Annotated in this window: 29 protein-coding genes and 5 tRNA genes; 10 read left to right on the top strand and 24 right to left on the bottom strand. The window is 33.4% G+C overall.

All coding sequences use genetic code 11. The annotated features are described in order from the left end of the window. The first annotated feature begins 27 nt into the window (after positions 1-27). Both thrB and CALKRO_RS03695 read left to right on the top strand, forming a co-directional pair. On the top strand, positions 28-951 hold the full coding sequence (gene thrB, locus CALKRO_RS03700) for a homoserine kinase (protein ID WP_013429769.1): 924 nt from the start codon (positions 28-30) through the stop codon (positions 949-951). A 96-nt stretch (positions 952-1,047) separates the two neighbouring features. Beyond that, positions 1,048-2,277, top strand: coding sequence for an aspartate kinase (locus tag CALKRO_RS03695; protein ID WP_013429768.1), 1,230 nt, complete (start codon positions 1,048-1,050; stop codon positions 2,275-2,277). Between the two features lie 58 nt (positions 2,278-2,335). On the opposite strand, the gene CALKRO_RS03690 is transcribed toward CALKRO_RS03695, so the two are convergent. The 10 genes from CALKRO_RS03690 to CALKRO_RS03645 form a co-directional block, all read right to left on the bottom strand. Then, complete coding sequence (locus CALKRO_RS03690; protein ID WP_013429767.1) at positions 2,336-4,027, bottom strand: peptidase domain-containing ABC transporter; 1,692 nt, start codon at positions 4,025-4,027, stop codon at positions 2,336-2,338. Positions 4,028-4,029: 2 nt separating this feature from the next. Then, positions 4,030-4,596: a hypothetical protein gene (locus CALKRO_RS03685; protein WP_013429766.1), complete on the bottom strand. Its 567-nt coding sequence runs from the start codon at positions 4,594-4,596 to the stop codon at positions 4,030-4,032. Continuing rightward, complete coding sequence (locus CALKRO_RS03680) at positions 4,593-5,327, bottom strand: YhfC family intramembrane metalloprotease (protein WP_013429765.1); 735 nt, start codon at positions 5,325-5,327, stop codon at positions 4,593-4,595. The genes CALKRO_RS03685 and CALKRO_RS03680 overlap by 4 nt, the downstream gene beginning before the upstream one ends. Positions 5,328-5,339: 12 nt before the next feature. Beyond that, a complete protein-coding gene (locus tag CALKRO_RS03675) occupies positions 5,340-5,882 on the bottom strand; it encodes a PH domain-containing protein (protein ID WP_013429764.1) in 543 nt (180 codons plus the stop codon). A 160-nt stretch (positions 5,883-6,042) separates the two neighbouring features. Further along, positions 6,043-6,252: a hypothetical protein gene (locus CALKRO_RS03670; protein ID WP_013429763.1), complete on the bottom strand. Its 210-nt coding sequence runs from the start codon at positions 6,250-6,252 to the stop codon at positions 6,043-6,045. A gap of 5 nt (positions 6,253-6,257) precedes the next feature. Beyond that, entirely contained in the window at positions 6,258-7,103 is an 846-nt protein-coding gene (locus CALKRO_RS03665; RefSeq protein ID WP_013429762.1) for a PqqD family protein, read from the bottom strand. Between the two features lie 2 nt (positions 7,104-7,105). Further along, entirely contained in the window at positions 7,106-8,482 is a 1,377-nt protein-coding gene (locus tag CALKRO_RS03660) for a radical SAM protein (RefSeq protein WP_013429761.1), read from the bottom strand. 11 nt (positions 8,483-8,493) lie between these two features. Beyond that, positions 8,494-8,991, bottom strand: coding sequence for a hypothetical protein (locus tag CALKRO_RS03655; RefSeq protein ID WP_013429760.1), 498 nt, complete (start codon positions 8,989-8,991; stop codon positions 8,494-8,496). A 25-nt stretch (positions 8,992-9,016) separates the two neighbouring features. Next, on the bottom strand, positions 9,017-10,057 hold the full coding sequence (locus tag CALKRO_RS03650) for a radical SAM protein (RefSeq protein WP_013429759.1): 1,041 nt from the start codon (positions 10,055-10,057) through the stop codon (positions 9,017-9,019). A 904-nt stretch (positions 10,058-10,961) separates the two neighbouring features. Beyond that, positions 10,962-11,768 (bottom strand): sugar phosphate isomerase/epimerase family protein, encoded by an 807-nt coding sequence (locus CALKRO_RS03645; protein WP_013429758.1) that lies wholly within the window; start codon positions 11,766-11,768, stop codon positions 10,962-10,964. A 147-nt stretch (positions 11,769-11,915) separates the two neighbouring features. Here CALKRO_RS03645 and CALKRO_RS03640 point away from each other — a divergent pair, with 147 nt between their 5' ends. Both CALKRO_RS03640 and CALKRO_RS03635 read left to right on the top strand, forming a co-directional pair. Further along, a complete protein-coding gene (locus tag CALKRO_RS03640) occupies positions 11,916-12,314 on the top strand; it encodes a nucleoside triphosphate pyrophosphohydrolase family protein (RefSeq protein WP_013291047.1) in 399 nt (132 codons plus the stop codon). A gap of 93 nt (positions 12,315-12,407) precedes the next feature. After that, complete coding sequence (locus CALKRO_RS03635) at positions 12,408-12,971, top strand: DUF4364 family protein (RefSeq protein ID WP_013429757.1); 564 nt, start codon at positions 12,408-12,410, stop codon at positions 12,969-12,971. Between the two features lie 47 nt (positions 12,972-13,018). Here CALKRO_RS03635 and CALKRO_RS03630 read toward each other — a convergent pair. Continuing rightward, positions 13,019-13,094, bottom strand: a tRNA-Ile gene (locus CALKRO_RS03630). Between the two features lie 10 nt (positions 13,095-13,104). Then, a tRNA-Asn gene (locus CALKRO_RS03625) sits at positions 13,105-13,179 on the bottom strand. A gap of 240 nt (positions 13,180-13,419) precedes the next feature. Here CALKRO_RS03625 and CALKRO_RS03620 point away from each other — a divergent pair. Beyond that, on the top strand, positions 13,420-14,037 hold the full coding sequence (locus CALKRO_RS03620; protein ID WP_013429756.1) for a GNAT family N-acetyltransferase: 618 nt from the start codon (positions 13,420-13,422) through the stop codon (positions 14,035-14,037). Positions 14,038-14,097: 60 nt separating this feature from the next. On the opposite strand, the gene CALKRO_RS03615 is transcribed toward CALKRO_RS03620, so the two are convergent. The 7 genes from CALKRO_RS03615 to CALKRO_RS03585 all read right to left on the bottom strand — a co-directional run bounded on the left by CALKRO_RS03615 (position 14,098) and on the right by CALKRO_RS03585 (position 18,356). Beyond that, positions 14,098-14,379, bottom strand: coding sequence for a spore coat protein (locus CALKRO_RS03615; protein WP_013429755.1), 282 nt, complete (start codon positions 14,377-14,379; stop codon positions 14,098-14,100). A gap of 20 nt (positions 14,380-14,399) precedes the next feature. After that, a complete protein-coding gene (locus tag CALKRO_RS03610; RefSeq protein ID WP_013402742.1) occupies positions 14,400-14,600 on the bottom strand; it encodes a hypothetical protein in 201 nt (66 codons plus the stop codon). Between the two features lie 81 nt (positions 14,601-14,681). Further along, positions 14,682-15,353 carry a L,D-transpeptidase family protein gene (locus tag CALKRO_RS03605; RefSeq protein ID WP_013429754.1) on the bottom strand — a complete coding sequence of 224 codons (672 nt, stop codon included), beginning with the start codon at positions 15,351-15,353 and terminating at the stop codon, positions 14,682-14,684. A gap of 124 nt (positions 15,354-15,477) precedes the next feature. Then, complete coding sequence (gene panD / locus CALKRO_RS03600; RefSeq protein ID WP_013429753.1) at positions 15,478-15,864, bottom strand: aspartate 1-decarboxylase; 387 nt, start codon at positions 15,862-15,864, stop codon at positions 15,478-15,480. A gap of 5 nt (positions 15,865-15,869) precedes the next feature. Then, positions 15,870-16,718 (bottom strand): pantoate--beta-alanine ligase, encoded by an 849-nt coding sequence (gene panC / locus CALKRO_RS03595; protein ID WP_013429752.1) that lies wholly within the window; start codon positions 16,716-16,718, stop codon positions 15,870-15,872. Beyond that, positions 16,718-17,512: a 3-methyl-2-oxobutanoate hydroxymethyltransferase gene (gene panB, locus CALKRO_RS03590; protein ID WP_013429751.1), complete on the bottom strand. Its 795-nt coding sequence runs from the start codon at positions 17,510-17,512 to the stop codon at positions 16,718-16,720. The genes panC and panB overlap by 1 nt, the downstream gene beginning before the upstream one ends. Further along, complete coding sequence (locus CALKRO_RS03585) at positions 17,505-18,356, bottom strand: Rossmann-like and DUF2520 domain-containing protein (RefSeq protein WP_013429750.1); 852 nt, start codon at positions 18,354-18,356, stop codon at positions 17,505-17,507. Before CALKRO_RS03585 ends, panB begins: the two co-directional genes overlap by 8 nt. 312 nt (positions 18,357-18,668) lie before the next feature. Between CALKRO_RS03585 and CALKRO_RS03580 the strand changes: the two genes are divergently transcribed. The 4 genes from CALKRO_RS03580 (at position 18,669) to CALKRO_RS03570 (ending at position 19,849) form a co-directional block, all read left to right on the top strand. Then, the gene (locus tag CALKRO_RS03580; RefSeq protein ID WP_013429749.1) at positions 18,669-19,187 is read left to right on the top strand and encodes a ferritin; all 519 of its coding nucleotides are present in this window, start codon (positions 18,669-18,671) and stop codon (positions 19,185-19,187) included. Positions 19,188-19,281: 94 nt separating this feature from the next. After that, positions 19,282-19,503 carry an FmdB family zinc ribbon protein gene (locus CALKRO_RS13255; protein WP_083789243.1) on the top strand — a complete coding sequence of 74 codons (222 nt, stop codon included), beginning with the start codon at positions 19,282-19,284 and terminating at the stop codon, positions 19,501-19,503. A gap of 113 nt (positions 19,504-19,616) precedes the next feature. Further along, positions 19,617-19,704, top strand: a tRNA-Leu gene (locus tag CALKRO_RS03575). Between the two features lie 68 nt (positions 19,705-19,772). Further along, a tRNA-Arg gene (locus CALKRO_RS03570) sits at positions 19,773-19,849 on the top strand. A gap of 182 nt (positions 19,850-20,031) precedes the next feature. On the opposite strand, the gene CALKRO_RS03565 is transcribed toward CALKRO_RS03570, so the two are convergent. Beyond that, positions 20,032-20,613 carry a Uma2 family endonuclease gene (locus tag CALKRO_RS03565; RefSeq protein WP_013429748.1) on the bottom strand — a complete coding sequence of 194 codons (582 nt, stop codon included), beginning with the start codon at positions 20,611-20,613 and terminating at the stop codon, positions 20,032-20,034. Positions 20,614-20,873: 260 nt separating this feature from the next. Beyond that, positions 20,874-22,268, bottom strand: coding sequence for an alpha-glucosidase/alpha-galactosidase (locus CALKRO_RS03560; protein ID WP_193345561.1), 1,395 nt, complete (start codon positions 22,266-22,268; stop codon positions 20,874-20,876). Positions 22,269-22,456: 188 nt separating this feature from the next. Between CALKRO_RS03560 and CALKRO_RS03555 the strand changes: the two genes are divergently transcribed. Continuing rightward, positions 22,457-22,532, top strand: a tRNA-Trp gene (locus CALKRO_RS03555). A gap of 844 nt (positions 22,533-23,376) precedes the next feature. On the opposite strand, the gene CALKRO_RS03545 is transcribed toward CALKRO_RS03555, so the two are convergent. From CALKRO_RS03545 to CALKRO_RS03535, 3 genes are all read right to left on the bottom strand, one after another. Continuing rightward, on the bottom strand, positions 23,377-23,781 hold the full coding sequence (locus CALKRO_RS03545; RefSeq protein WP_013429745.1) for an Rpn family recombination-promoting nuclease/putative transposase: 405 nt from the start codon (positions 23,779-23,781) through the stop codon (positions 23,377-23,379). Positions 23,782-23,894: 113 nt separating this feature from the next. Then, entirely contained in the window at positions 23,895-25,010 is a 1,116-nt protein-coding gene (locus CALKRO_RS03540) for a DUF3854 domain-containing protein (RefSeq protein ID WP_237699125.1), read from the bottom strand. Between the two features lie 90 nt (positions 25,011-25,100). Then, the gene (locus CALKRO_RS03535) at positions 25,101-25,592 is read right to left on the bottom strand and encodes a JAB domain-containing protein (RefSeq protein WP_013429743.1); all 492 of its coding nucleotides are present in this window, start codon (positions 25,590-25,592) and stop codon (positions 25,101-25,103) included. Positions 25,593-25,638 lie beyond the last annotated feature (46 nt).

Genomic DNA, 25,638 nt, shown 5'->3' with positions numbered 1-25,638 from the left:
TAAAATGTCTGGAGGTAAGTTGAAAAAATGATTTCTGTAAAGGTTCCGGCATCGTCGGCAAACCTTGGTGCCGGATTTGACTGTATGGGTGTTGCTCTAAAGCTTTACAACATCATTGAAGTTGAAGAAATTGAAAAAGGACTTATAATTACTTCATCCCCGGATGACCCATCAATTGCAAAGGATGAAAATAACCTTGTGTTCAAAGCTATGAAGACGGTGTTTGATGAGGTTGGCTGGTATCCAAGAGGGCTTAGGATAAACCTTATAAACGAAATTCCTCTGACGCGCGGGCTTGGTTCTTCTGCCGCATGTATCTCAGGCGGAATCTATGCTGCAAATTTACTCAGTGGCGGAAAACTTTCTGAAGAAGAGATGATTTACTTGGCTGCAAAGATGGAGGGGCATCCGGATAACTCAACACCAGCAATGATTGGTGGACTTGTGTTTGCAGTGCTGGAAGATAAAAAGGTAAATTATATCAAGTTTGTTGTACCAGCAAGACTCAAGTTTGCAGTGTTCATCCCTGATTTTCAGCTGTCAACAGAATATGCAAGAAATATTCTGCCAAAATACATTGAGTTCAAAGATGCCGTGTTTAACATTGGCAGAGCAACGCTTTTTGCAAGTGCAATCACAACTGGAAACTATGAGCTTTTGCCGGCTGCAACACAGGATAGGCTTCACCAGCCGTACAGAAAAAAGCTCATTCCTGACTTTGATAAAATTGTTAACCTATCTTTAGAGTTTGGCGCAAAAGGAGCGTTTTTGTCTGGTGCAGGACCTTCTATAATAGCTCTTGTTGATGAGAATTATGAGATCTTTGAACAGAACGTCAAAAACGCACTTGCCAACATGGAGCTTGCGGCTAACTGGGACTTTATGATTTTGGAAGCTGACAATAGCGGTGCAACAGTTTTTTCTGTTCAGAGCACAAGTTTAAAAAGATAAAGCAAACTACTCAAAAGTGTAATATAATAGTATCAAAATGGTCTTGTGAAATTTTATTTTAGACCATTGACATTACTTACATGGGAGGGAAATATCTTGGGAATAGTTGTCCAAAAGTATGGTGGAACATCTGTTGCAGACAAAGAAAGAATATTTCGGGCAGCAAGGCGGGCAATTAGCGAGTATGAGAAAGGAAACAAGGTTGTGGTTGTTGTCTCAGCTCAAGGCGACACAACAGACGAGCTTATTGAAAAGGCAAAAGAGATAAACGAAAACCCTTCAAAAAGAGAGATGGATATGCTTCTTTCCACAGGTGAGCAGATTTCAATTGCACTCATGGCAATGGCAATTGAAAAGCTTGGGTATCCTGTCATTTCGCTGACCGGGTGGCAGGCAGGAATAAAGACAGACAGCCACTATTCAAATGCAAGAATCATTGAAATTGACTCAGAAAGGCTCCAAAGAGAGCTTGATAAGAGGAACATAGTTGTTGTTGCAGGTTTTCAGGGAATAAATAAGTATGACGATATAACCACGCTGGGGCGTGGAGGTTCTGATACAACAGCCGTAGCTCTGGCTGCAGCTTTGAAAGCTGACAAATGTGAAATATATACAGATGTTGACGGTGTTTATACAGCAGACCCAAGAATTGTTCCAAACGCATCAAAGCTCAAAGAGATTTCCTACGATGAGATGTTAGAGCTTGCCACACTTGGAGCAAAGGTACTTCATAACAGGTCTGTTGAGCTTGCAAAAAAATACAATATTCCCCTTGTTGTTAGGTCATCTTTCAACGACAATGAAGGAACAATTGTAAAGGAGGTAAATTCGGTGGAAAAGCTTTTAGTATCCGGTGTTGCGTGTGACAAGGACATTGCAAGGGTTGCAGTGATTGGAGTTGAAAATGTTCCGGGCAAGGCATTTCAGATATTTTCACTTTTGGCAAAAGAAAATATAAATGTTGATATAATTTTGCAGTCAATTGGAAGAGAAAAAACAAAGGATATATCGTTTACAGTATCAAAGAGCAACTTAAAGCAGACACTTGATGTTTTGACAAAGAATCTGCACATAATTGGCGCAAAGGATATAACATATGCTGACAATGTTGCAAAGGTCTCTATAGTTGGTGCTGGAATGGTCAACAATCCAGGCGTTGCTGCAATGATGTTTGAAGCTCTTTATGATGCAGGTATCAACATCGAGATGATTTCGACATCCGAGATAAAGATATCAGTCTTGATTGACGAAAAGGACGCTGAAAAAGCAGTAAGAGCTATACATGATAAGTTCAAACTTCACCTTTTGAACAGCAATGGGAAATAAAATAAGCAAGAGGGGCTGTCCAAAAAAGTTATGGATAGCCCCTTGATTAGTTACATCTTCAAATTTCTACAATACTTCCATTCTGAAACCTTAAAATCTTATCTGCTATTGATAACGTAGAAGCTTTATGAGTTATTACAAGAATTAATGAGTTTTTCTGTTTTAATTTAACGATTGAGTTCAGAATTATTTCTTCTGTTTCAGGATCAAGGAAAGATGTCGGCTCATCTAATATTACAATTTTAGGTTTTCTTAGTAATATTCTTGCAAGTGCTATACGTTGAGCCTCACCTAAGGATATTTGTGCTCCGCGAATACCAATATCCATATTTAGCCCCTTTGGATCTCTAGCAATTAAATCAGTAAGTCCAGCTTCAGCAATAACTTTTTTTACATCATCTAATGAGTAATTGTGATTTCCAAGGGTTACATTTTCATATAATGTACCATTAATTATAAATGCATTTTGTAGTAAAAATCCAACATTTTTTCTGAAGTCTTCTATGTTGATTTCTTCGATATTAACTCCGTCTATCAAAATTTCCCCCACTTGAGGTTTGAGTAATCTCGAAACAATTCTTGCAAATGTGCTTTTACCTGAACCACTCTTTCCTGTTAATGCAACAATACATCCTGGTTTAAGAATTAGATTCACATTATTAAGAACTGGATAATTGTTTTCATAAGCAAAAAAAACATTTCGCATTTCTAAAATTTCCTCAAATCTAAATGGCTTATTACCACCTTTTTCTATTAAAACAAACGGACTTTTATAATACTCTTCAAATCTTAGATAAGCAACTTTTAATTCTTGGCAGCTTAACACAATACCGGTCATTGACACGATTGGTTGATATAAAAGTCCTGCAAGTATATAAAATCCCATAAAGGTTCCAACAGTTATCTTACCTGAAAATACAAGATTTGCCCCAAACCATAAAGTACCAAATGACCACAATTGGTTCAACAAACTGGTTCCTGTTTGATACATTGATTGAATAAATACTAATTTAACGATAGCATCAATAAGATTCTTCATATTGTGGCTTACCCTTTCAAAAGCTATTTTTTCTAAACTTAAAGTTTTAATTAACTCTATTGCATTGAAATGCTCGTTAATTTCTGAAACAGTATTTTGTTCTATATTTTTTTTATTAAATACTGCTTTCTTTACTGGTTCTCTAAACCTCACTATAAGTATGACCTGGAACATAAATACTATTACTACTAATGACATTAAAATAGGTGACCACTTATACATTAAATACAAAATCAATACTACCCAAATTGTATACATTGGCATATTAATAATCAATTTCAAAAAATAATCTACCATAAATTCGGTATCATAAAACATCCTGTACTGGATTTCACCACTTTTTTTAGACATATGAAATACCAATGATGTGTGTTGAAGTTTATTAAAAAAATCCATTTTGATTCTGTAATTTAAAAAAGCAGTTAATCTTGCCATTAAATAGCTATTTAAAAGGTTTATAGTTGCAATTATAACAAATGCTAAGCTCATTAAAATTAACAATTTTATTAATAAATTCTTGTCGTGAGCAGCAAATATTCTATCAACAAGCATTTTACTTATTGTTGGGGATATTAAATTCGATATTGCTAATAAAGATGAAAGCAACAATACTAAAAAGATCTGAAAACTATATCCCTTAACATAAGGAAACATAGTTTTTAAATATTCAACAAAAACTTTTTTAGCCAATTTTTCTCCAATACATCTCATATTCAACTCACTCTTTCCATAACTGTTTTCCCATCAGTATAGTAAATTAAAGAGTAATCATCCTTACTATATTCGCAAATTGTGTAATAAGGTTGCCAGAGATAATATTTTAATAATTTGCAATTATTTGCACTCGATGTTTTGACTATAATTTGACCAATAGCAAACATTTCTGGAATAAATATATACAATCTTTTCATATTATATGAAGTTAAATTTTCGTATAAATTCTTTAATAAAAATAAGATCTGAAGCTTATCATATACCTTACCTGTAAACCACAAACACTTTTCTTTATAATAATTCTCTTCTACTAAAATCTTGCCTGGCGTCGTATAAGTAATATTAATTATTTTTTTATCCTGTCCATATTCTTTTTTAGTATGAGCTGAAAGAGGCAAATAATTATTCCCATTTATAATTAACCTTGTTTCTTCGATACCTAAAAGAGTTTCAATCTTTGAGTCAAAAAATATACGTTGATCATTTTGAAACTTGAGGTTAATAAATTGTTCACCAATTTTATGTCCTTGATTATAGATTATATAATTGTAACTTACATTTCTCAAAAGTATCCCTCCAAAGTTCGTATTTTATTAAGTATAATATTTACAAATATAATTACAAATATTGCAGGCCAAAACATTAATAAAAATTCATCCATTTTCTCATTTATTATGCGAATCTTCAGCTGATACGTAAAAGCACTTATGTTTACTGCTGTATGTAACAAAATAGCAAAAACTAAATTTAAAAAAGAAAAACTTTTTATATCTTTCTTCAAGCCAGTTAGTGCTACAACTGTAAGTCCAGCATGAATTATAACACCAAAAAACCTCTCAGTTGCAAAACCACCAAATAAAAAAAACGGATATCCTGCCATAGAAGGATTTTTTGTAATACCATGGGCAATATACCATATCTCGCCAATACCAAATCCAAAACCCAAAATATAGGCAATCCTTAGTAAAGTTTTTGAATCAACATTATAAAGTTTTAGAAAAAAAGAAGGTAGAATTTTTATTGTTTCTTCTGTTATACTTGGAAGAAATATGAAAATTATTAGATATCCAATTGGAGCTTTTAAAGTTGTATTTCCATGAATATTAAAAACCTCTTTTAAAATTTTAAGTAATGGAGCTTTTACTAATAAATTTACAATTGGACAACTCAAAGCACTTATTATACCTAAAAAAATATATTTATCAAGCTTTTCAAAAAAGTAATAGTAAATAAACCCACCCCAAAATACAAAAGCCATTAATGTAGAGATAAAAGCTGCAATATAAATGGAATACACCCTTATTCCTCCCTATTTTAAACCTGCCTTTTCAATTAAAATATTTTTAAATTCTTCTAAATTCTTTGGAGTAATACCCACCTTTTCACCGTTTTTTAAATAGATTACCAAAATATTCTTGTTTACTCTTGTTGCACACATGTATATATAACCCTTACCAAAATAATACACTTTACCTATTGCATAGCCTGGCACTTTAAAAACACTTTGAGTATCTGCAAGAAAATTGGCTTTTAAATTTTCAATAGTTACTTTTTCTATTTGGTTATAATAAATTGTTTTTTTATGCCATCCACATTTTAATATTAACTGCTCTGGAGTTAATTTATAATTCATGGTGAAGAAAAAAATAGTATATAGTATTCCTAAAGTTGCAATTAAACAATTTAATATAGACGCTATTAATATTGAGATAAAAATATAAGTCTTTTGAGGTAATCCCTTTACTATAGGTAGGTATACGCATGATAGAAACACAAAAAATGACAACAAGAAAACATGGAAAGGGAATAACCATCCCCATGAAAATGAAGGTTTTATTTTTATATAATTCATTCTAACTTGTTCCTCCTATAGTCTTGATTTCTAACAATTAATTACAGAAACTTTACTTAGTATTTTTAAAATAAAAATCCTAAAAATACTTCTCAAACGAAGACATTAGGTAATACAAAAAACTTAATGCCGACATTCTCCTTTTGTTTCCTTTGTACTATTAACAATCGTATCCTGCAGTAACATAATTAAGTGCAACACCCGCTACATGTACAACTGCTCCTATATTATTGTGTAGCCCAACAACAGTAAACCAAACTGCCACAAAGCCAGCATATACTGCTAAAACTGGCACAGATACTACACAAGTCATTGTATGCTGAACATCTGAAACTGGCGAAATTGTAGGTGGTTCATATATTTTATTCATGATTTTCACCCCCTTTCCTTTTTTATATCAAAGTAAAAGATTCTAATATAAGGAGAATGTCGGCCAAGCTCTTCCTTTAAGGTACCAGCATATTTAAAACTCCAATCTTGAAGTTTTTCAAATAGTATTTCATTATCATCTTTTAAATAAAAGAATAATCTTCTAATATCACGCAGGAGATAATTAATTTCACCCATTTTTTTAACACACCATTGGAGAAATTTCCTAATTATTTCACCTTCAATCGTATAATCTTCACAATAAAGATATCCAACTTCAGCAGAATTAACTTTAATTCTCAAAAGAGGAGAAAGTGAAAGAGTCAAAACATTTTTTCCTTCAGCAGTTAACGAAAAAAACATTTCAATAAACATAAACACTTTTTGCCGCAGTAACATTTCAGCATAAGATATATTTTCGTCAATATAAGGATTAACAAAGTGTGGTAACTCTTTTAATATTTGCAATACATCTATTACTTCATCTTCATATAACATTTTAAAAACATAATTTTCATATCTTTCTTGATAAAAAAAATCAAGTAAAGGATTTTCATTGAGCCATCTTATTAGACCAAATCTCCATAAACTGTGCAATATGTTAATAACATCTTCTAACACTCTTTCTGTGGTCGCACCTTTATATTCTTTTAATATTTCGTTCACAATTTCACCTATAGTATGATAACCATCACATTTGTCTAAAATAAATCTTGCTGTTTCATTTAGCTTCATTTGCTGAGTTTCAGGATGCTTTTTGCTCAAAAATGTAAGACTACCATCTTGTTCTAACCTTTTATAAAGAAGATTCTGCTCATCAAACTTCGGAATACTTTTCATAATATCTATCATCTTTAGCTCCTCCTTACCATAATAAAATTATCAAACACTAACGGCTCAATAAAATTTAGTAACATCTCGTAATTTTTAAAATCATATAACAATTCCTTTAAGCTTATCTCTTTAAAATTAAAAATTTTCTGCAAAGCATTAATCTGCAATGGCTCAAGTTCATATTCTTTTCTGTATACTCCACCTTGTTCATAATACCTTGTTAAAGATACTTTTTGATTTTGAACCGTCAACAATGTATTATCTCTAATTGAAAGATAATACTCATCAAAATGTCTTCTAATCAAATTAAATATTTCTTTTATTTTTTCCTTAGCTCTTGAACACCTTATTGAGATTTCTTCCTTAAATTGCTGTTGTATAATGTTTACTGGACAAGGCCTACAATCCTCTTTGTAATAACATTCACGACAAACATGAGGCCTATTTTCTTTTATCAAATTTTCTAACTGAATTTTAAAGTTTTCCAACTTGTTGATTTTCTCTTCATTCAACATTTTATCAAGAATATTTATACGTGGAAATTCTCCAACATCATTTATCTTGTCTAAAAGAGCTACACAGGGGACTATATCGCCATTGGGCAAAAGAGAGTAGTGTTCTTCTAATATACCACATTTTGGTATTACTGGGCAAAAGTCAGAGCCAAACATACAATTATAATACACTGCCTCAATTGGAAATAAAGATTTAGATGTAAGATAATATTTTTTATCTTTTAACTTTAAATAATTTACTAATATTACATCCCATATTTGTATGAATTCCTCTGGAGATAGTAATAAATCACTATTGTTTTTTGCATTCCCATCTAAAGAAAGTCCACCAATCACAAGAATATCAATTGGCAGATGATTAAAAAATTCAGGTACGTGAGCAGCTTCATTTTTATTCTTTCTATTTAGTGACATTTGAATTCCAATGATAATTTGCCTTTTATATTCCATTATATTTTTTAGATTACCTAATGCTCTCAATACCTGATCTAAGTTTCCTTCTCCCCTAATGTAATCGTTTGAATCTTTCGTAATACCTTCTACGCTAATACTGATAGTCCCAACACCACTAGATATAATTTTTTCAGCAAACAAAGTATTTTGTAATAATGTTCCATTAGTGACCAATTCCGTATGTATTCCTTTCACATTACAATAAGAAATAAGCTTATCAATATCTTTATACATTAAAGGTTCTTTCGATGAAAAAATTATTTTTTTTATTCCGCAATCACTTAATATATCAACAACAACTTTAGCTGTCTCAAAATCCATTTCCTTATATTTATCTAACTTTGATCCTACAAAACAATGACGACAATTTAGATTACATTTTGGTTCTATTTCCCATCTGATATTTGTAATTTGTATTTTTCCATCCATACTTGTCACCTTCAATTTATAAAATACGAATATATTAATAAGTCCGCATCGTCGAATTCTTCTTTTAATTCAATTTCTTTCTTAAATCCAATATCATTCATCAATTTTAACAACGATTTTAAATTTGGCATATTACTTTTTATATTGATTTTAATTTTACTTATATCAGGAAATACCTTTGTCAAGTTCAAGATTGAATTATATAAAAACATATTTATTGGTGTGCTTGTATTCTCACATCCTAACAAATACAATGTCGCACTCTTTGACAAAGTTGCTACATCAGGTAATTGATAATATGCAATTTTACTCAGTTTTTCGTCAATAAACTCACCATATACAAAAATTGTATAATTGAAAAAACTTTCTCTTAATATGAGTTCATTAAATGTGTGTTTGCTTATGAAAGGATTCAAATAATTAAAATTCTCTTCAAAGTTTACTCTCCTGAGAATCTCAATTATTTCATTGATATCAGAATCAGTAAGAATTCTTTCTAGAATTTTCATCTTTATTTTGTCCCTCCAAAAATTATTAATTTTTTGCAAAAAATTGTTCTGGCTTAACTTCTGAAATATCATCTTCAATAAGGTCAATATCTACACTCTTTTCCCAATAAACCTCTTTAAATCCTTTAGAAGAAAGATCCAAATCTTCTGTAGCTCTAATTTGCTTTGAAATCCACTTAACGATTGGTAAATTCCAAACATTTGACAAACCACTATTCCAATACTCTAAAATTCTATGTCTTCTTATATTTCCAAAAGTCAATGGTAAATAAGGAGATATTCTCAAATATCCATATGCATCTATCCCTATAAATGGATTATAACCACTTTCTCTATAGTTCGATCTTATAAGGTGATCTACCGGATCTCCCCATTCTACATTCATTCCTTTCTTTGCTATTTGTTGCAATTGTAACCATTTTAGCTTTGTTGCAAGAATTTGATAATCTCTATAGGTTGGAATATACCCATTTAAATTTCTCTTCGCTCTTCCCATTACCATTAGAGGCTGAACGCGAAATTCACAAACACCTAATTGCTCGCATAATTTTATCGCTTCATCGATTTCTGGAATATTTCTTAAAGTTGGTGTAAAAGCAACACCCACGTATAACCCAGCTTCCACAAGACATTTTATAGCATTGACAGCCTTGTTAAAACTTCCTATCTTATTTCGGAGCCAATCATGTGTTTCGGGTTTTGCACCATCAAGGCTAACCTGAATAAGATTAAATCCGGCTTTCCGTAAATTTCTTGCTACCTCATTATTTACTAATTCACCATTTGTAACTATATTCACTTTTGTATATCCATTAGTTCCCTTGACTATCTTTTCACAACACAAATAGAGAATTTCTCTTCTAATAAGTGGTTCACCACCACAAAAACAAATCACATTGGGCATTATATCTATAATCTGATCTGCTAAATAAAGTAATTCTTCATCTGTTAATTCTGATTCTAATTCATTTTCATTACTTCCGTTGAAACAATGTAAACACCTCATAGTACACTTGTAGGTAACATCAATTGACATTATTAACGGTTTAGGTACATTACAATTCACAAAAATCTCTCCTTTCCTCACCAAATAATTATTTGTTGACAAACCTAAAGTACTTAGAATTATAAATACTGCTAAAATTGCAAATCTTCCTGCTGACCATTAATCTTTATTTGTACACATTTATTCAACTATCAGTAAAAGAATCATATGAGAAGAAAGCAAAAGTAAAATGGATTGTCGATAAAAAATATATTTTCTCCACATGGTGTCAAGAATTGTTGTTAAGATTTTTATCACTGACTAAAAAAACTATTTGGGTGATTGCTTTACCGCAATCAATGAATGCTTATATGGAAATAGAAGAATTAAAAATTGAAAATAAAAATGAGGTAATTTGCGATAACACTCAATCATTGAATTTTTCAATTTTATTATTTTCGTTACGAAAAGAAATATAAAGCTCTTGTCAAATCTTCCCCACTGTGCTATTCTAAATAATAGAAGCTTTTTTTCATTAATTTACATTTTATCGCCTACAAGCGTAGCGAAGTTCTATTTATTATAATTCAATACTGTAAATATGTAAATTTCCATTTCTTCAATTCAGTTTAGCTTTATTCTATTTTTTTTTTATTCTCGTGTCAAAGTCGTTTTTTTTTTTTTACTCAATAATTGCTGATTTTTTAAGATAAACTTGTTTTTTCTCTTAATATCTTAATCTTTCTTTAATTTTCTTAAATTTTTAAAGTAACTTTCTAAGCAAAAAGATGTAAGCACAATCTTCCTGATAATTTACTAAAATTTGGGTAATTTTTTCAATTTTGTTTTATTAAATCTTTTAACACTTTTATTTAAAACCTGTTTGCTTTTTTAAAAGTAAAATACACTTCAGAAATTAACCTAAAACAAAAACCTCCTTTTTAAAGCCTTTATTTTTGGGCTTTTGTAAGGAGGCTTTTATTTTTTATTTTACTATTTTCTTAATCTTATCTATAAACTCCAAAAACACAATCCCCGGCTCTTCAAGGTCAGAAAACCATCTTTTTACCCATTCAAAAGAAATATAACCGCTGTAACCTTGCCGCAAAAGAAGATTTATCACCTTTTCAATAGGCACATCACCCTCGCCTATCATTTTAAACACAAGCTTGCCATTTTCAATTTTTGAGTCTTTTACATGAACATGTTTTATATACTCTTTCAAATTGCTAAAGGTTTTCTCAACATCCTCCTCAAAAAACCTGAAAGGATGGTGAATGTCCCACACAACACCAACATTTTTATACGGCACCTTTTCAAGCAAATCAGCAAGCCTTTTTGATTCTGCCCACACACCATTTGTCTCAATTAAAACGTCAACACCATACTCCTTTGCCATGTCGCACAAATTGCAAAGCATGTCTTTTACAAATTCTCTATCGACATCCTCCCCAGGTGTTATCCATCTGTCTCCCAAAACTCTTATGTATTTGCAAGAAAGATCCTTTGCAAGTTCAATGTGCGCTTTTGCAGACTCTAATGTATTTTCCTGGTAAGATTTATCAAATATATAACATGAGGTTGCCAAACATGAAATCTCTAAATTCAGTTCTTTTAATCTCTTTTTTGTCGATGGCAAGTTCTCAGGAGAAAAAGGTTCTGCTCTATATACTTCAAGTTCATCTCCAAGTCCTCTCAGTTCAATACCGTCATATCCAAAATCTTTTGCAGCAGCTAAGATCTCATCCCAGGTAAAGTTGGGACATCCTACTGTTGAAAAGCTAATCTTCATTAAAATGTATTTCCTCCTTCGCAAAAATGCTGTTTTTAATATTTTACTACTTTGTTTTTGTTATGAAAAGCCATCTTTAAAATTCTATTGACATTTGATTTTGAAGAAATTTATAATTAAACTAAAGTTGTTTTTTAGGAGTGAAAGATGTTGAAGGATATCTTTATAGACGATTTCCAATATGTCGTTGATGAACTTTTGATACGAAACAAAAGTATACTTGACAGCCTCACAAAGTTTTCCGAATCAGCAGCACGTGTCAACAGAAGCATAATAAAATCGGTCACAAACTGTGGATGCATAAGAATAAATGCTAAAAAACAGGAGATTCCTATAGATGTGAGCTTGAAAGAAGCAAAAAAGTACCTCAAAACACATGTTGAAGGACAGCTTTGTGAAAATTGCAGAGATCTGATTGAAAAAGAGATTGGAAGCACATTATTTTATTTAGCTTCAATCTGCAACACTTTAGATTTGAACTTGTATGATATCATAATCAAAGAAATTGAGAGAATGAAAACACTGGGAGAATTTAACCTCAGATAAGATGCCAGTTTTTAAAAAGGACAAAAATATACAAGCCGCCATATTTACAAACACGATATGGCGGCTTTAAAAGTAAAAAAGGAGTGGAAAAAGATGTCTGATGAATTCAACGAAATACATACCCTTGCCCAAAACAAGCTTATACTTTTACTTTTTTTGAGTAAGATAAACATCCCCATTCCTATCCAGCAGCTTGACGAGTTTGTCCTCTCAACAAAGTACATGAACTTTTTTGAATACCAGCAGTATCTCAAAGAACTCGAGGCTCAAAAGCTAATCCACAAATATGATGATGAGATTAGAACATACATTGAGATATCACAAACTGGTAGAGATGTTTTAAACATCCTTTTGGATTTGCTTCCAAAAGCTACAGTCGAGGAAGTAGAAGAATACATAAAGAAGAACTATAGAAAGATTAAACTTAATACAGAAATCTATTCTGATTACAAAATACTCAGCCCTACCGAATACATAGTTATATGCTCTCTGCGTGAAGGAAATAGTGTCTTGTTTGAAATAAAAGTAAATGTACCGCACGTTGAGATTGCAAAAAGGATTTGTAAAAATTGGAGTAAAAATGCTGAGACGGTATACAGACTACTTTTTGAAAATTTAGCACGAAATCATGAAGAGCATGAAAAAAATCAAGAATAAAACAAAAAAAGCAAGTCTTTAAAAGACTTGCTTTTTATTTTTGAAATTGGTGGGCCCTTAGGGATTCGAACCCCAGACCAACCGGTTATGAGCCGGCCGCTCTACCAGCTGAGCTAAAGGCCCTTAATAAAATTGGCTCCCCGGGTAGGATTCGAACCTACGACCCTCCGGTTAACAGCCGGATGCTCCACCGCTGAGCTACCGAGGAACCTCTCTTTCTTTTTGTCTTCGGCGTCTTCTGTCTCCCGCCGTCGACATTATTTATTATACTTATAAAAGATTTTTTGTCAATATCCTTTTTAAAAAATTTTTCTGTAATATTTTGGTAAGCAACCTCTACAAAACTCTTATTTTTCTTTCTTTCTTCTTTAAAAACGGCTATAATTTAAATAACAACACTATCAAAGCATTATTAAAAAGATTTATTATTTTCAGCAAGGTGAGTCATATGATAAGATGTGCAAAGTTTTCTGACCTTCCTCAAATCGCACAAATTTTCAGAGAAGCTTTTTCTGACAGCATTGAATTCTATTTTGAGAACAAAATCAAAAACTCTGCTATAGAAGACATATTCAAAGTGGTGCTCATTGCAGAGCCTCATGGTTTTTTGGTCTATGAAGATGAAGAAAATAAAAAGATCGCAGGGTATATATGTGTTGTCAGAGACATCAAAAGGGTGTGGATAGCTGCAATCTTGACCCTTTCGTTTTTAAAATGGACCATCAAATGGCTTTTGGGACTATATGGTTTTGGCATAAGACCTGTATGGAAAATACTTACCAACAAGATTGACTTTTTTAAGTTTCAGACAAAATATGCAAGAGAAATATCTGCACAAATTCTCTCTATTGGTACACTAAAAAGCTACAGAGGAAAAAGCATTGGAACAAAACTTGTTGAGGCAGGACTTGAATTTTTAAAATCAAAAGGAGTAAAAGAAGTAAAATTAGAAGTCAGACCAGATAATCTACCTGCGATAAAACTTTATAAAAAATTTGGATTCTATCAAATTGGAATGTCGCAAGACCCTCAAGGCAAGTGGATTGTCATGAAAAAAAGTTTTTAAAAATTCAAAAAGGGCAGACTTTAGAATAAACTTGCAGGTCTGCCCTTTAAACAAAGGTTTTTACATCGAAACCATTTGGATATTGTTCTGAATTGTTTGAACATCCCTTTGAGCCTTTGTAATGTCCTCTTGCTTTGCCATCTCAACAGGATACCAGCCCTTTTGCGAGAGAAAGTCAAAAACTTGTTTTTGATGGTCAAATACCCTGGTCAAAACTGACATAGCTTCTCTTCTGAGAGCATTGTTTGTGCTCTCTAAAACTAAGTTTGTCAAAGCTGTTGCCTGAAGCTTTAAAGAGTTCAAAAGCGAAAAAGCAATATCTCTGTCTGAAAGTGTCTTCATGACTATCACTCCCTTTTTTGTTATTGAATGTTTGGATTTTCAATAAATCTTGACAATATGTTTATGTCACTTTTGTAGTGGTTTACACATTGCTGGCACAGATTCTTTAAAGATACATCTGTAATCTGATCAGATACACCTGCAATAAAGTTGATAGAATTTTGCATCATCTTAATATTGTCTTCTAAAAACATGAGCTCTTTTGAGGTAATATTAGCCATTTTCTTTAAACCTCCTTTTTTTAAGTTTTACATCTGTGTTTTAAAATCTACACAGATTATTTTTTTATTTTTAAGCCGCTTTTATTCAAATAAATAAAAACCCATTTTCCTTAGCAAATAAGGCGTAATTTTGTTGGTTACAGGAAGTTTATTTTTCTTTTGGTATATATTTACTGCATATTCAAGTGCTGATCCATACTTGCCATCGATGCTCCCTGAATAAAATCCAAGTTCTTTAAGCCTTCTTTGAACTGCCATAACATCCACGCCAGTATCACCAGGGTAAATTGTTCTAAAACCGTTTCTAAACTCTCCATATATACCTTCTGAAATTACTACTGTTGTTCCAATAGGAATATATAAAAAGAGTTCCTTTACGTCCTTGTTCAGCATTCTGATACAGCCTTTGCTTACATGAGCTCCTATGTAACTTTCATATATTGTTCCATGAATTCCATATTTGCCATAGGGAACATTTAGCCCCATCCACCTTCCTCCAAACCCTTCACCCCAGTAGTCTTTTGATATAATCTTAAATGTGCCAACTGGAGTAGGAGTCGAAGTTTTCCCAGGTGAAATTGGATATGACTTGTATAAAATTCCTTCTTTAAATACATATAATTTACTGTCATCTATTGAAACATAAATAAGATATGGGTTCTTATTATAGTTTGATATGCTTGAAATAGTTACCAAAGATGTAAAAATAATAAAAATAGAGATTATAAACTTGAGAAAACTTTTACTTCTCATTTTTGCAATTTATATATTCGCACTTCAATAGATATAGTTTATGCAAAAGATAGAAACTTTATTAAAAATTAAAGGCGGGGATTGAAGATTAGTTTTTCCCCACCTCTAACAAACAAAAATTAACTTAACAGATACATTCTGATTGATTTTCTTTATCCGATAATCTTATAATTTTATTTTTATCATCCACAAATACAATCTTCGGCTTATGGTTATAATACTCTTCCATGGTAAGAAGGCAGTACGCCATTATAATTATTTTATCGCCTACTTGAACAAGGCGAGCTGCTGCTCCATTTAGACAAATGGCTCCGCTGCCTTTTTCCCCTTTTATCACATAAGTTTCAAATCTCTCACCATTGTTTATATTCACAACCTGCACCTTTTCATTTTCATATATTCCAGCTGCTTTCATCAATTCCTCATCAATTGTGATGCTACCCACATAGTTTAGATTTGCTTCAGTGACGGTTGCTCTGTGAATCTTAGACTTTAAAACTTCAATGAACATCTTTTCTATTTCGCCTCCACCACAATGTTGTCTATAAGTCTTGCCTTTCCAACAAAGACGGCAAGAGCTATCAAAACCTTTCCCTCAACTTTTGAGATTATCTCAAACGTATCATTGTTCACAAACTCAATGTAATCAATCTTTGTGTATTTCTCCTTTAAAATCATCTCTTCCATAGCCCTTTTTATGCTTGATACATCCTTTTGGCCTTTTTCAATCATCTCTTTTGCCAAATTCAAAGCTCTATACAAAACGGTTGCAGATTTTCTCTCCTCTTCAGAAAGATATACATTTCTTGAGCTCATTGCAAGACCATCTTGTTCACGCACAATCGGACATGGAACTATCTCAACGTCAAGATTTAGGTCTTTTACCATCTGCTTTATAACAGCAAGCTGCTGAGCATCCTTTTGTCCAAAGTATGCTCTGTCCGGATTTACAATGTTAAACAGCTTTAATACGACTGTTGCAACACCATCAAAATGACCCGGTCTCGACTTGCCGCACATTATTTCTGTTATTTTTTTCACTGACACAACTGTCTTAAAATCTTCTGGATACATCTCTTCTACCGACGGATAAAATATATAATCAACACCTTCTTTTTCGGCAAGGCTTTTATCTCTTTCAAAGTCGCGTGGGTATCTGTCATAATCCTCATTAGGTCCAAATTGAATGGGATTTACAAATATGCTCATAATGGTAATATCGTTTTGCTGTTTAGAAAGCCTTACCAAGCTCAAATGTCCTTCGTGCAGATAACCCATTGTTGGAACAAAACCTATTGATTTGCCTTCTTTTTTAAGTTTCTTTATAATATCTTTCATTTCCTGAATTTTTTTTACAACAAACATCAGTAACTATGCTCCTTTCCTGGAAATTCTCCTTTTTTGACTTCTTCAATGTACCTTTTCACAGCATCTTTAATTATGTTCCCAACTTCAGCATATCTTTTTACAAACTTAGGCTTGAAATCTTCATACATACCAAGCATATCATAGCACACAAGCACCTGACCATCACAGTATGGTCCTGCCCCTATCCCAATTACAGGCACGTTTACGCTTCTTTGAACTTCTTTTGCAACATGAGCTGGTACCTTTTCAAGCACAATTGCAAATACTCCCGCTTTCTCAAGCTTTTTAGCATCTTCCACAAGTTTTTTGGCTTCAGCTTCTTCCTTTGCGCGAAGGTCATAGCCACCAAAGATGTTGACAGACTGGGGTGTCAGCCCCAAATGTCCCATAACAGGTATCTGGGCCTTTATGACAGCTTCTATCTTATCATATACATCGTCGCAGCCTTCCATCTTGACTGCATACGCCCCTGCACGAATTAACCTTCCTGCATTTTTCACAGCTTCCTCAACTGTTGTGTGGTATGACAAGAACGGCATATCAGCAACAACCATAGAATATTTTGCCCCTCTGCTAACTGCCCTAACATGGTGCTCCATATCATCCATTGTGACAGGAATTGTAGAGTCATAGCCAAGGATCACCATGCCAAGAGAGTCACCAACAAGCAGGATATCTACCATGCAGCTGTCAAATATCTTTGCAAATGTGTAGTCATAAGCAGTAATCATGGTGATCTTTTCGCCCTTTTGCTTTTTTTCAAATAGCGTCTTGGTTGTCACCTTATTCATTTTTTTCACCACCTTTTACATTTATAAATTGTTGAAGTTTTTCACAGACACTTTTATCTCCCTTTTCAAATATCAGATCTGCCGCAAGCTTTAAAAGTTCTAAAAAAGTAGTTTTCTTTTCATCTGGCAAAGCATTGTAGTGTTTTTGAAGTGTCAAAATATCGCCTCTTGCGGCAGGTCCTGTCAAACAGTTAAGTCTATCCTTTAAAAAATTTTCAAGTGATGCAGAAGAAAGAGACTTTATTATAGAAAAAATGACCTCATCTTCAAGTCCAATTTTTTTATAAAGCAGATACGAAAAGTTCAAAAGAGCCACAAGGTAATTTGAAGCAACTGTTGCTGCAAGATGATAAACTACTTTATCCTCTTTTTTGAGCTCTATATATTTATTCCCTATTTTCTGCAAAATTATCTTGGCAATCTTTTCGCCTTCATCATCCCCTTCTAAAGAAAATACTGCTTTTTTTAAGAGCTGAACATCTTCAGGCTGCCCTCTTAGAGTCTGAATAGGATGAAGAGAAAATTTCCCTTTGCACTTGGCTTTAATAGCATCAGAGGTCAGTGCACCTGATAAGTGTCCAATCACTTTTTGTGACAAATGCAGTGAATAAAGGTTTTTGGAAACTTCTTCTATAAATGTATCAGAAATAGCTATGAAAATAACATCAGAAGCCTCTATAAGATCTTCAGGGGTTTCAAATACCTGCGTTTTTGTCATGGAAGAAGCTTTTGAGGCTTTTTCATATGTTCTGTTATAAAACCCTGTAATCTCAAGCCCATGCTCTTTGAAATAAAGCGCAAGAGAAATTCCAGCTTTAGATGCCCCATAAAAACCTATTTTCACTTCAAAATACCTCCACATAAAACTAAAAAAGGCAGAACAGAGTCTGCCTTTTCTTTGCTTGAAAAAATTTTGTCTTCAAATTCATATGCAGTCCCTGTTCTTTAAAAATCAGGGCAGCTTTTTAATTTTTTTAGTTTTAAAGTTTTAAATATTAAGAATCTTAAAAGTATGGCTCGACAATCTTGTCGATGCCATCTTTCTTATAATCAATTATACCACAACTTAGCAAAAAATATAGTGTTATTTTTTATATTTGAAAGGGTATCAATATGATTGAAAATTAAAATTTAAAATATGAGAGGTGTAGTCTAAATGAGAAGTGAAAAAATTCTTGAGATGTTAAATGAACAGTTAAACAGAGAATTATTTTCGGCATACTTTTATACAGCAATGGAAGCGTATTTTGCTTCACAAAATTTAGACGGTTTTGCTCACTTTTTCATGGTCCAAACAAAAGAAGAGCTTGACCATGCAAGATTGATATTTAACTATATAAACAAAATAGGTGGAAGAGTAATTTTAAAAGAACTCAAGCAACCAAAGATAGACTATTCATCACCTACAGAAGTTTTTGAACTTGCACTTTCACATGAACGGTTTATAACCTCTTCCATTCATGAGATTGCAAAGGCAGCTTTGGATGAAAAAGACCTTACCACCCACAACTTTTTGCAATGGTTTATAAACGAACAAGCTGAGGAGGAAGAAACAATGGACAAGATTTTGAGAAAGCTAAAATTCATAAAAGAAGACCCAAGCGGACTTCTGTTTTTGGACAAAGAACTTTCAACTAGAGTGTATACACCGCCATCTATTATGCAGGAAAATTAAAATACATCAAGTTTTTAGTCCTATTGATTTTAGAGCACTTTTGCACTATACTATATTAGATGATAAAAATTTTTGGATGAAGGTGACCAAAGAGATGTTTTACACATTCGTTTGCAACAGCTGCCAAGAAGTTTTTGAAATAAGAGCGTCCATTTCAGAAATCTCTAATGGTCTTAAAATCAGTTGTCCAAAATGTGCGTCAAATAATGTCACAAGAGATTATTCAAAAATAAACATTGGGCTATCTGCAGGAAGCGGTGCAAAAAGTAGCAGTTGTAGCACCTGTTCAGGCTCAAGAGGTTGTTGTGGAAGTTAAAGATACATCCCAACTCTGCAAAGCGGCTGAGTAAAGTACAGAGCAAATTTGAAAAATGTTATTGACAAACTCAAAAGAGCTCTTTATAATATATATTGCAAAGTCAATGAGGTGCCGAGATGGTGGAATTGGCAGACACGCTACTTTGAGGGGGTAGTGGGCGTCATGCCCGTGCGAGTTCGAGTCTCGCTCTCGGCACCAGTTAAAAAGCAAATAAGGCCCTGTAAAAAAGGGCTTTATTTTTTATTTAACAATTGAAAAGCAGATGCGCGCCCATAGCTCAATTGGATAGAGCATCAGACTACGGATCTGAGGGTTGGGGGTTCGAGTCCTCCTGGGCGCGCCAGTTGTTTTAAATAGTTTTGGGCTTTGTAACAATATTACAAACTCATTTTCTACAGCTACTTCACAGCTAAACAAGAAACTCTAAAAATTTAGGGTAACTCCTCCATCTACTCAGGAGTGGTTACCCTTTGTTTTTATATTCTCAAACAAATTGTTCAATTTCATTGCTGCAGCTTCCTTTACTTACAACACCTCTTTGATTTGTGAAAAGTCTATTATAAGGTCTTCAAAAATACCAACCTTGACCTTGTCATTGAAGGTGTAAGCTTCTGGTGGCAGGTAATCTTCATTGTCTTTAAGCCTGTATACAAGTATTGTTTGATTATTAGGGTTCACAATCCAATATTCTTTAACTTTAAACTTATTATACAGGTTTAGCTTTCTTATATAGTCGTGAGATGGATTATATTCTGACACAACCTCAATTATCATCTCAGGAGCTCCAACACAGCCTCTTTCGGTAAGTTTTTTCTTATCGCATATGACTGAGATATCAGGCTGAACAACGTTTGTTGCTTGCTTTTCGTCCTGCCCTTCCTCTATTAGAACTACATCAAATGGAGCTGTGTATAACTTGCAGGACTTATTAGAAGATTTGAGATAATTCTTCATCAATGTTGCAAGCTCTATTACAATTTCTTGGTGCACTCTTGAAGGTGCAGGGCTCATATCATAGATAACACCATCAATAAGCTCTACTCTTGCGTCTTGTGGTAGTTCAAGGTAATCTGCATATGTGTAAACCTTAGGTATCCTTGCTTCCATCTGAATCACCTTCTTTGTTGTATTATGTAAGTGTTATGTAATAAACTTGATAAGCCATAAATGAATTCCAGTTAATATTGATAACGCTTTCTTTTTGCATATTATACCATTAAATAAATATAAGCAAAACTCTTTTTTGATTTTGTCAGATTTGAAGAGTTATTAGTTTAGAAACTCAAACTTTAAATATGACAATAAAGGGGCTTGTTATGAGACATCTTACAAGCCCCTGATGGTTATTTCTGAAATTGATGTAATCTTTATAAGCCTAAATATGCCAAATACTTTTTAGTGTTATTTATCATCTCATCAAAAAGCTGCTCAGCTTTGCTCTGCGGTAGTCTTTCAACTGCAGGGTCATTTAAGAATGCTCTTTTTGCAAGGTTCAAATCCTTTTCTAAAGCTGCTTTAACTATAAGTTCCTGATTGCTGATGTGTCTAATCATTATACTTGCCAAATCTGAAGGCAGCTTTCCTGCATAAACAGGTCTGACATCATCATGAGTAAATACTGCATTCGTCTCAACTATAGCTCCTATTGGAAGGTTTGGTATTTGACCCATATTTGGCAAATTCACGTTTGTCACCAGCGTATCTAAACCTAAAATAGCTTTCATTTGCATAACTCCTTCCTCACCTGAAGGATTCAATGGAACTTCTTTTTGGTCTGATGCGTATTCTTTGCTAAGTTTAATCAACTCTTCTCTGTGCTTAATTCTCCATTCCACAGGCGTCAAGTTAAATTTCCATTTATAAACTGTCTCTTTATCTGTAAGATAAATGTAAGGAACAAATTCAGCCAAATGTCTATCACCTGCTGCAGCGATAAGTCCAAAGCGTTTAAATAAGTCAAACTTTACTCTATTTGCAGAAGCAAAATAATCTTTTTCCCACAATCCTTTTGTTTTTTCAAAACCTTCTTCATAGTACTTATTCACGAATTCTTTGTAAAGAGAGAATAAATCATGAGTTTTGTATGATGCTTTGTCAAACCACGTAAAATGATTTATACCAAGAACATTCACCTTGATTTCTCTTCTTGAGATTTCTCTTTCTTCTCCCAAAAATTCTTTTACAACCTCTGTCAAAAGCTTCTGTGTACCAAAAACTTCATGACAGCAGCCAAAAGCTTTTATTTTAGGAAATACCTCATATAGAGCTTTTAAGCATATAGCCATTGGATTTGTGTAATTGATAACCCAAGCATCTGGACAATTTCTCTTTATAGCTTCTGCAAATTCAACATACATAGGAACAGTCCTAAGTCCTCTGATAAGACCACCTGGTCCTGTTGTGTCACCTACAGACTGGTATATCCCATATTTCTCAGGAGCATGGACATCCGAATACATCTCTTCAAATGTTCCAGGCAAAATTGAAATGATAACAAAATCTGCACCATATAACGCTTCATCCAAACTTTTTACAGCAACATGTTGCCATTTCCCTACTGCCTCAGGCTTGTTTGAAAGCTTATTGCCTATCACTTCATTTGTCTTAGCAGCTTCAAAATCAATGTCGTAAAGTCTCACCGTACCACTCAAATCCTTCTCTAAAGCTAAATCAGTCATCAACCTCCAAGCCCAGCCGCGTGAGCCCCCACCAATGTATGCTATATTGATTTGTTTCTGTTGTTCTGATGTGGTATTCAATATTACTCCCTCCTATAATAATTGTGAATTTCAAATAAATTATATCACAAATCTCACTTAAAACCAAACCATTATTATCTTTAACTTTTATTTATTCCTATTATATCTGGTTTTTTCTTTGACTTTTCAAAAGTGCATCCTAAAAAGATATTGACAATTCTACATCTCTTCCCTTATAATAAAATAAGTGTAGGGGCGTAGCTCAATTGGTAGAGTAGCGGTCTCCAAAACCGTTGGCTGGGGGTTCGAGTCCCTCCGCCCCTGCCATAAGTTCTCTTTTGCCTACTTTCTTAATTTTCATTGTCTTTTGCCTCTTTCAAGTTTTGTTTTATAATTAACCCCGAAAGGGGTGCCCCTTTGGAGGGCAGTCCATTGTATTTGCAATGGACTTGTGATATAATCACTATATAGTCTGGAGTTACACCTTGAGTTATACCACCTTCTGTGAGTCTGGCGGTGATTAGTGGGGTGGGAGAAAGGGGAAAACCTTTCTCCCTTTTAAATACCCCAAACCACGAACGTGTTTTTGCCAAACTCACAGCTTCTTGACATACCCCCTTCAAAAAAATTTGACATTCTTTATAAACATCTAAAAAGTATATTTCTGGCAATAGATTTGATTATATTTTATCACAACCAAATGGATGTTTCAACAGGGAATTACTAAAATTCTGAATCATCTTCATCCTTTAAAATTGCCGTGATTTTGAACAGTGCCAAAGGAACAAACCATATGAGAAACACAATAATCAGTGGATGCGTTAACATGTTTTCTTACTCCTTTTGCAGTTTACAAAAAAAGGCAGGTAGCAACCTGCCTTTTCCCTATTCAAAAAATTTGACACTTTGTATTAACACCTAAAAGATACATTTATGGCAATTGATTCTGAATATATTATACCACTGTTGTTTAAAATTGCAACAACAAAAAATTTGACATTCTATATAAACACCTAAAAGTTGTATTTCTGGCAATGAATTTAAGTATATTATATCGTATTGATAACTTTATTTCAATAGTGTTTCACTAAAAAACAAAGCCATAAGCAGTTTTCGTACTACTTATGGCTGTAAAGTTCTTAACTTTGAAGTTCTTTGTTAGTTCTTTTATCTATCTTTCAATCGGTTCAGTCCACGTTTCTTTGCCATTGTACACTACAATAGGTATTACTCGCGGAACTTTATCTGTTCCTTCTTTTATCTTTTTCTCCCAGAAAAGCAACATATTACTCAATATTATACTTTTCATACCGCATTCTGGAACTTTACTTACAAAAAAGATAAAAATATATACTGTATTGTTTTCTATTGTCACTTTAGCTATTATATCTGGTTTACACACAAGAATATTTTCGCTATCGTAGTCTACAGGAATAACTTCAATGGAATCTTCTTGCATTTTATCAGCCCAGTTGAATTTTGCTATATTTCTCAGGAAGAAGAGTATTTCTTTAGGGTCTGATAAGATAAATGTGAAAATTGCATTTTCGTCTCTCGAAAGGAAATTAATGTTCATTTTGCTTTCTCCTCTCGTTTACACAAAAACTATTTTGAAGAATTTTATTAATGTAATAATTTTACCTTACGCCTTTTTTAATTGCAAGAAAAAATAAGAGGAGAGTGCAGCTTTTAAACACACTCTCCTCGAACCTTTGCAAGCAGATAATCATCAAAGCCTTTGTAATTCAAGTTAAATCCAAGTCTTAAAATGCTAATTCCATTATCATTAAATTTCTTTTTTATCCTTTCAAATGAATTTTTTACTTCTTTTTTATCATAATAGTCATTGTCAACTACTACATATACCTCTCCTTCATATTTCAGTCCGAGCTTTTTTACAACTTCAACTACTTGATCGTGGCTATTTGCAATACCAGGGATTCCTATGAACATTTCGCCATCCATAAGATATGAACATATATCAGCTTTGAGAGCGCCTTCGATTATAAATACTCTTTTGTATCTCTCTTCATTAAATGTACCTACAACATGTACAAAGTTTTTAGCTCCTGTTCCAGTAGGAATGTTACCCGATGAAAACCACCTGTATTTGCCACCATTAGTATCTCCGACAATTCTAACCTGCAATCCCTGTATCCTGCCCTCTAAATCACGGACAGGTATACAGAAGCCGTTGTATGGGATAAAGTCCCAATCGCCGTTAGAGTGTCTGAAGAAGCCAGGTACTCCCTCTAAGGTTAAACCTTTTTCAATGAGCTTTTTGCAAATTTCTTTTCTACTTTTTTCGTCTTTGATGTTTAGACTTTTATACATTTTGAATTTTGTAAATGTGTCAGTTAAACCTCTTCCCAGCAGGTGTTCTCTGTGCTCATCGTCGAGGTCTAACAAGTTCAGGAATTCCCTGTAAACCAAATCTCTTTGCTCTACTGGTGCAAGATTTTCAGTCTTGACAACATTGACGTTATATGTGGCAGTAGGTTCTGCAACAGCTTTACGTGCTCTTTTTGCGCCTTTTAGTTCTTGTACAATTTCCCTGTAAGCTTCTTTTGTATCCAAATTGTTCAACCATGCATAGAGCTGAAGCGCATTTCCGCCCACGCCACACTTGTGGCAGTAAAATGTGTTCTTGTAAACATTGATATAAAGGTGTCCTTCTCCTTTTATCTTGTTATCACACTTCGGACAATAAGTGTTCAACTCGTTACCATGTTGTTTTACAACATGAAGTCTTAATAAATTCAACACAAAATCCATCCTAATGTCAACAAGTTCATGTTTCATCATGGCACTCCCTCTCCCTTCTTATTTTTTACTCAGTTTTGTTTTACTCGCTTTTGAGTAAAACTCCGACAAGAGGGAGAGGGAGCACCTCTCCTATAGTATTCCTGCTTGTGAGAACGAATAATAGGAATCTTCTGCTATAATAATGTGGTCGTTGAGCCTTATGTCCAGCAGTTGTGCAGCTTCTTTTATTTTCTTTGTCGTGTCGATGTCATCCATCGATGGTTTTGCAGAACCACCGGGATGGTTATGCGCAATGATTATACTGTGACAGTTTGTTAGTAGTACCCTCTTAAAAATTTCACGTGTATTAGCAGGAGCAAAGTTGAGCGTCCCTCTGCTTACTTCAAAAATAGCATTCAGGTTTAACTGGACATCGAGACAAAGTACAACTAAAACTTCTTCAGGTTCTAAATGTAATTTTAGATGTTTTTTTAGAAAGTCAACTGCAAGACTAACATTCGCAAGTTGAAAGTTATATGCAAAAGACTCCTCTTTTATTAGTGAAATTCGGTATTTTTGTGCAATACATCTTGGCTCAGGTGCATATACCTTTCTATCAAAAAAACTAAGCTGGTTTTTCACGTTCAACTCCCCCTTTCGGTTTTACTCCGAAAGGAGAGGGAAGAGA

Origin of the sequence: Caldicellulosiruptor kronotskyensis 2002 (assembly GCF_000166775.1) — a bacterium.
Lineage (GTDB): Bacteria > Bacillota > Thermoanaerobacteria > Caldicellulosiruptorales > Caldicellulosiruptoraceae > Caldicellulosiruptor > Caldicellulosiruptor kronotskyensis.
This window is presented reverse-complemented; position numbering and strand designations above follow the sequence as displayed.

What these genes read in the sequence shown, in the direction of transcription:
- panC (WP_013429752.1), bottom strand. Translation starts at nt 16,718, where the DNA reads ATGTTTGTTGTAAAAAAAATTCAGGAAATGAAAGATATTATAAAGAAA.
- CALKRO_RS13255 (WP_083789243.1), top strand. Translation starts at nt 19,282, where the DNA reads ATGTTTTACACATTCGTTTGCAACAGCTGCCAAGAAGTTTTTGAAATA.
- CALKRO_RS03665 (WP_013429762.1), bottom strand. Translation starts at nt 7,103, where the DNA reads ATGATAGATATTATGAAAAGTATTCCGAAGTTTGATGAGCAGAATCTT.
- CALKRO_RS03675 (WP_013429764.1), bottom strand. Translation starts at nt 5,882, where the DNA reads ATGAATTATATAAAAATAAAACCTTCATTTTCATGGGGATGGTTATTC.
- CALKRO_RS03635 (WP_013429757.1), top strand. Translation starts at nt 12,408, where the DNA reads ATGTCTGATGAATTCAACGAAATACATACCCTTGCCCAAAACAAGCTT.
- CALKRO_RS03645 (WP_013429758.1), bottom strand. Translation starts at nt 11,768, where the DNA reads ATGAAGATTAGCTTTTCAACAGTAGGATGTCCCAACTTTACCTGGGAT.
- CALKRO_RS03610 (WP_013402742.1), bottom strand. Translation starts at nt 14,600, where the DNA reads ATGGCTAATATTACCTCAAAAGAGCTCATGTTTTTAGAAGACAATATT.
- CALKRO_RS03640 (WP_013291047.1), top strand. Translation starts at nt 11,916, where the DNA reads ATGTTGAAGGATATCTTTATAGACGATTTCCAATATGTCGTTGATGAA.
- CALKRO_RS03565 (WP_013429748.1), bottom strand. Translation starts at nt 20,613, where the DNA reads ATGGAAGCAAGGATACCTAAGGTTTACACATATGCAGATTACCTTGAA.
- CALKRO_RS03615 (WP_013429755.1), bottom strand. Translation starts at nt 14,379, where the DNA reads ATGAAGACACTTTCAGACAGAGATATTGCTTTTTCGCTTTTGAACTCT.
- CALKRO_RS03620 (WP_013429756.1), top strand. Translation starts at nt 13,420, where the DNA reads ATGATAAGATGTGCAAAGTTTTCTGACCTTCCTCAAATCGCACAAATT.
- CALKRO_RS03670 (WP_013429763.1), bottom strand. Translation starts at nt 6,252, where the DNA reads ATGAATAAAATATATGAACCACCTACAATTTCGCCAGTTTCAGATGTT.
- panD (WP_013429753.1), bottom strand. Translation starts at nt 15,864, where the DNA reads ATGTTCATTGAAGTTTTAAAGTCTAAGATTCACAGAGCAACCGTCACT.
- CALKRO_RS03660 (WP_013429761.1), bottom strand. Translation starts at nt 8,482, where the DNA reads ATGGATGGAAAAATACAAATTACAAATATCAGATGGGAAATAGAACCA.
- CALKRO_RS03540 (WP_237699125.1), bottom strand. Translation starts at nt 25,010, where the DNA reads ATGATGAAACATGAACTTGTTGACATTAGGATGGATTTTGTGTTGAAT.
- panB (WP_013429751.1), bottom strand. Translation starts at nt 17,512, where the DNA reads ATGAATAAGGTGACAACCAAGACGCTATTTGAAAAAAAGCAAAAGGGC.
- thrB (WP_013429769.1), top strand. Translation starts at nt 28, where the DNA reads ATGATTTCTGTAAAGGTTCCGGCATCGTCGGCAAACCTTGGTGCCGGA.
- CALKRO_RS03690 (WP_013429767.1), bottom strand. Translation starts at nt 4,027, where the DNA reads ATGAGATGTATTGGAGAAAAATTGGCTAAAAAAGTTTTTGTTGAATAT.
- CALKRO_RS03545 (WP_013429745.1), bottom strand. Translation starts at nt 23,781, where the DNA reads ATGAACATTAATTTCCTTTCGAGAGACGAAAATGCAATTTTCACATTT.
- CALKRO_RS03605 (WP_013429754.1), bottom strand. Translation starts at nt 15,353, where the DNA reads ATGAGAAGTAAAAGTTTTCTCAAGTTTATAATCTCTATTTTTATTATT.
- CALKRO_RS03580 (WP_013429749.1), top strand. Translation starts at nt 18,669, where the DNA reads ATGAGAAGTGAAAAAATTCTTGAGATGTTAAATGAACAGTTAAACAGA.
- CALKRO_RS03655 (WP_013429760.1), bottom strand. Translation starts at nt 8,991, where the DNA reads ATGAAAATTCTAGAAAGAATTCTTACTGATTCTGATATCAATGAAATA.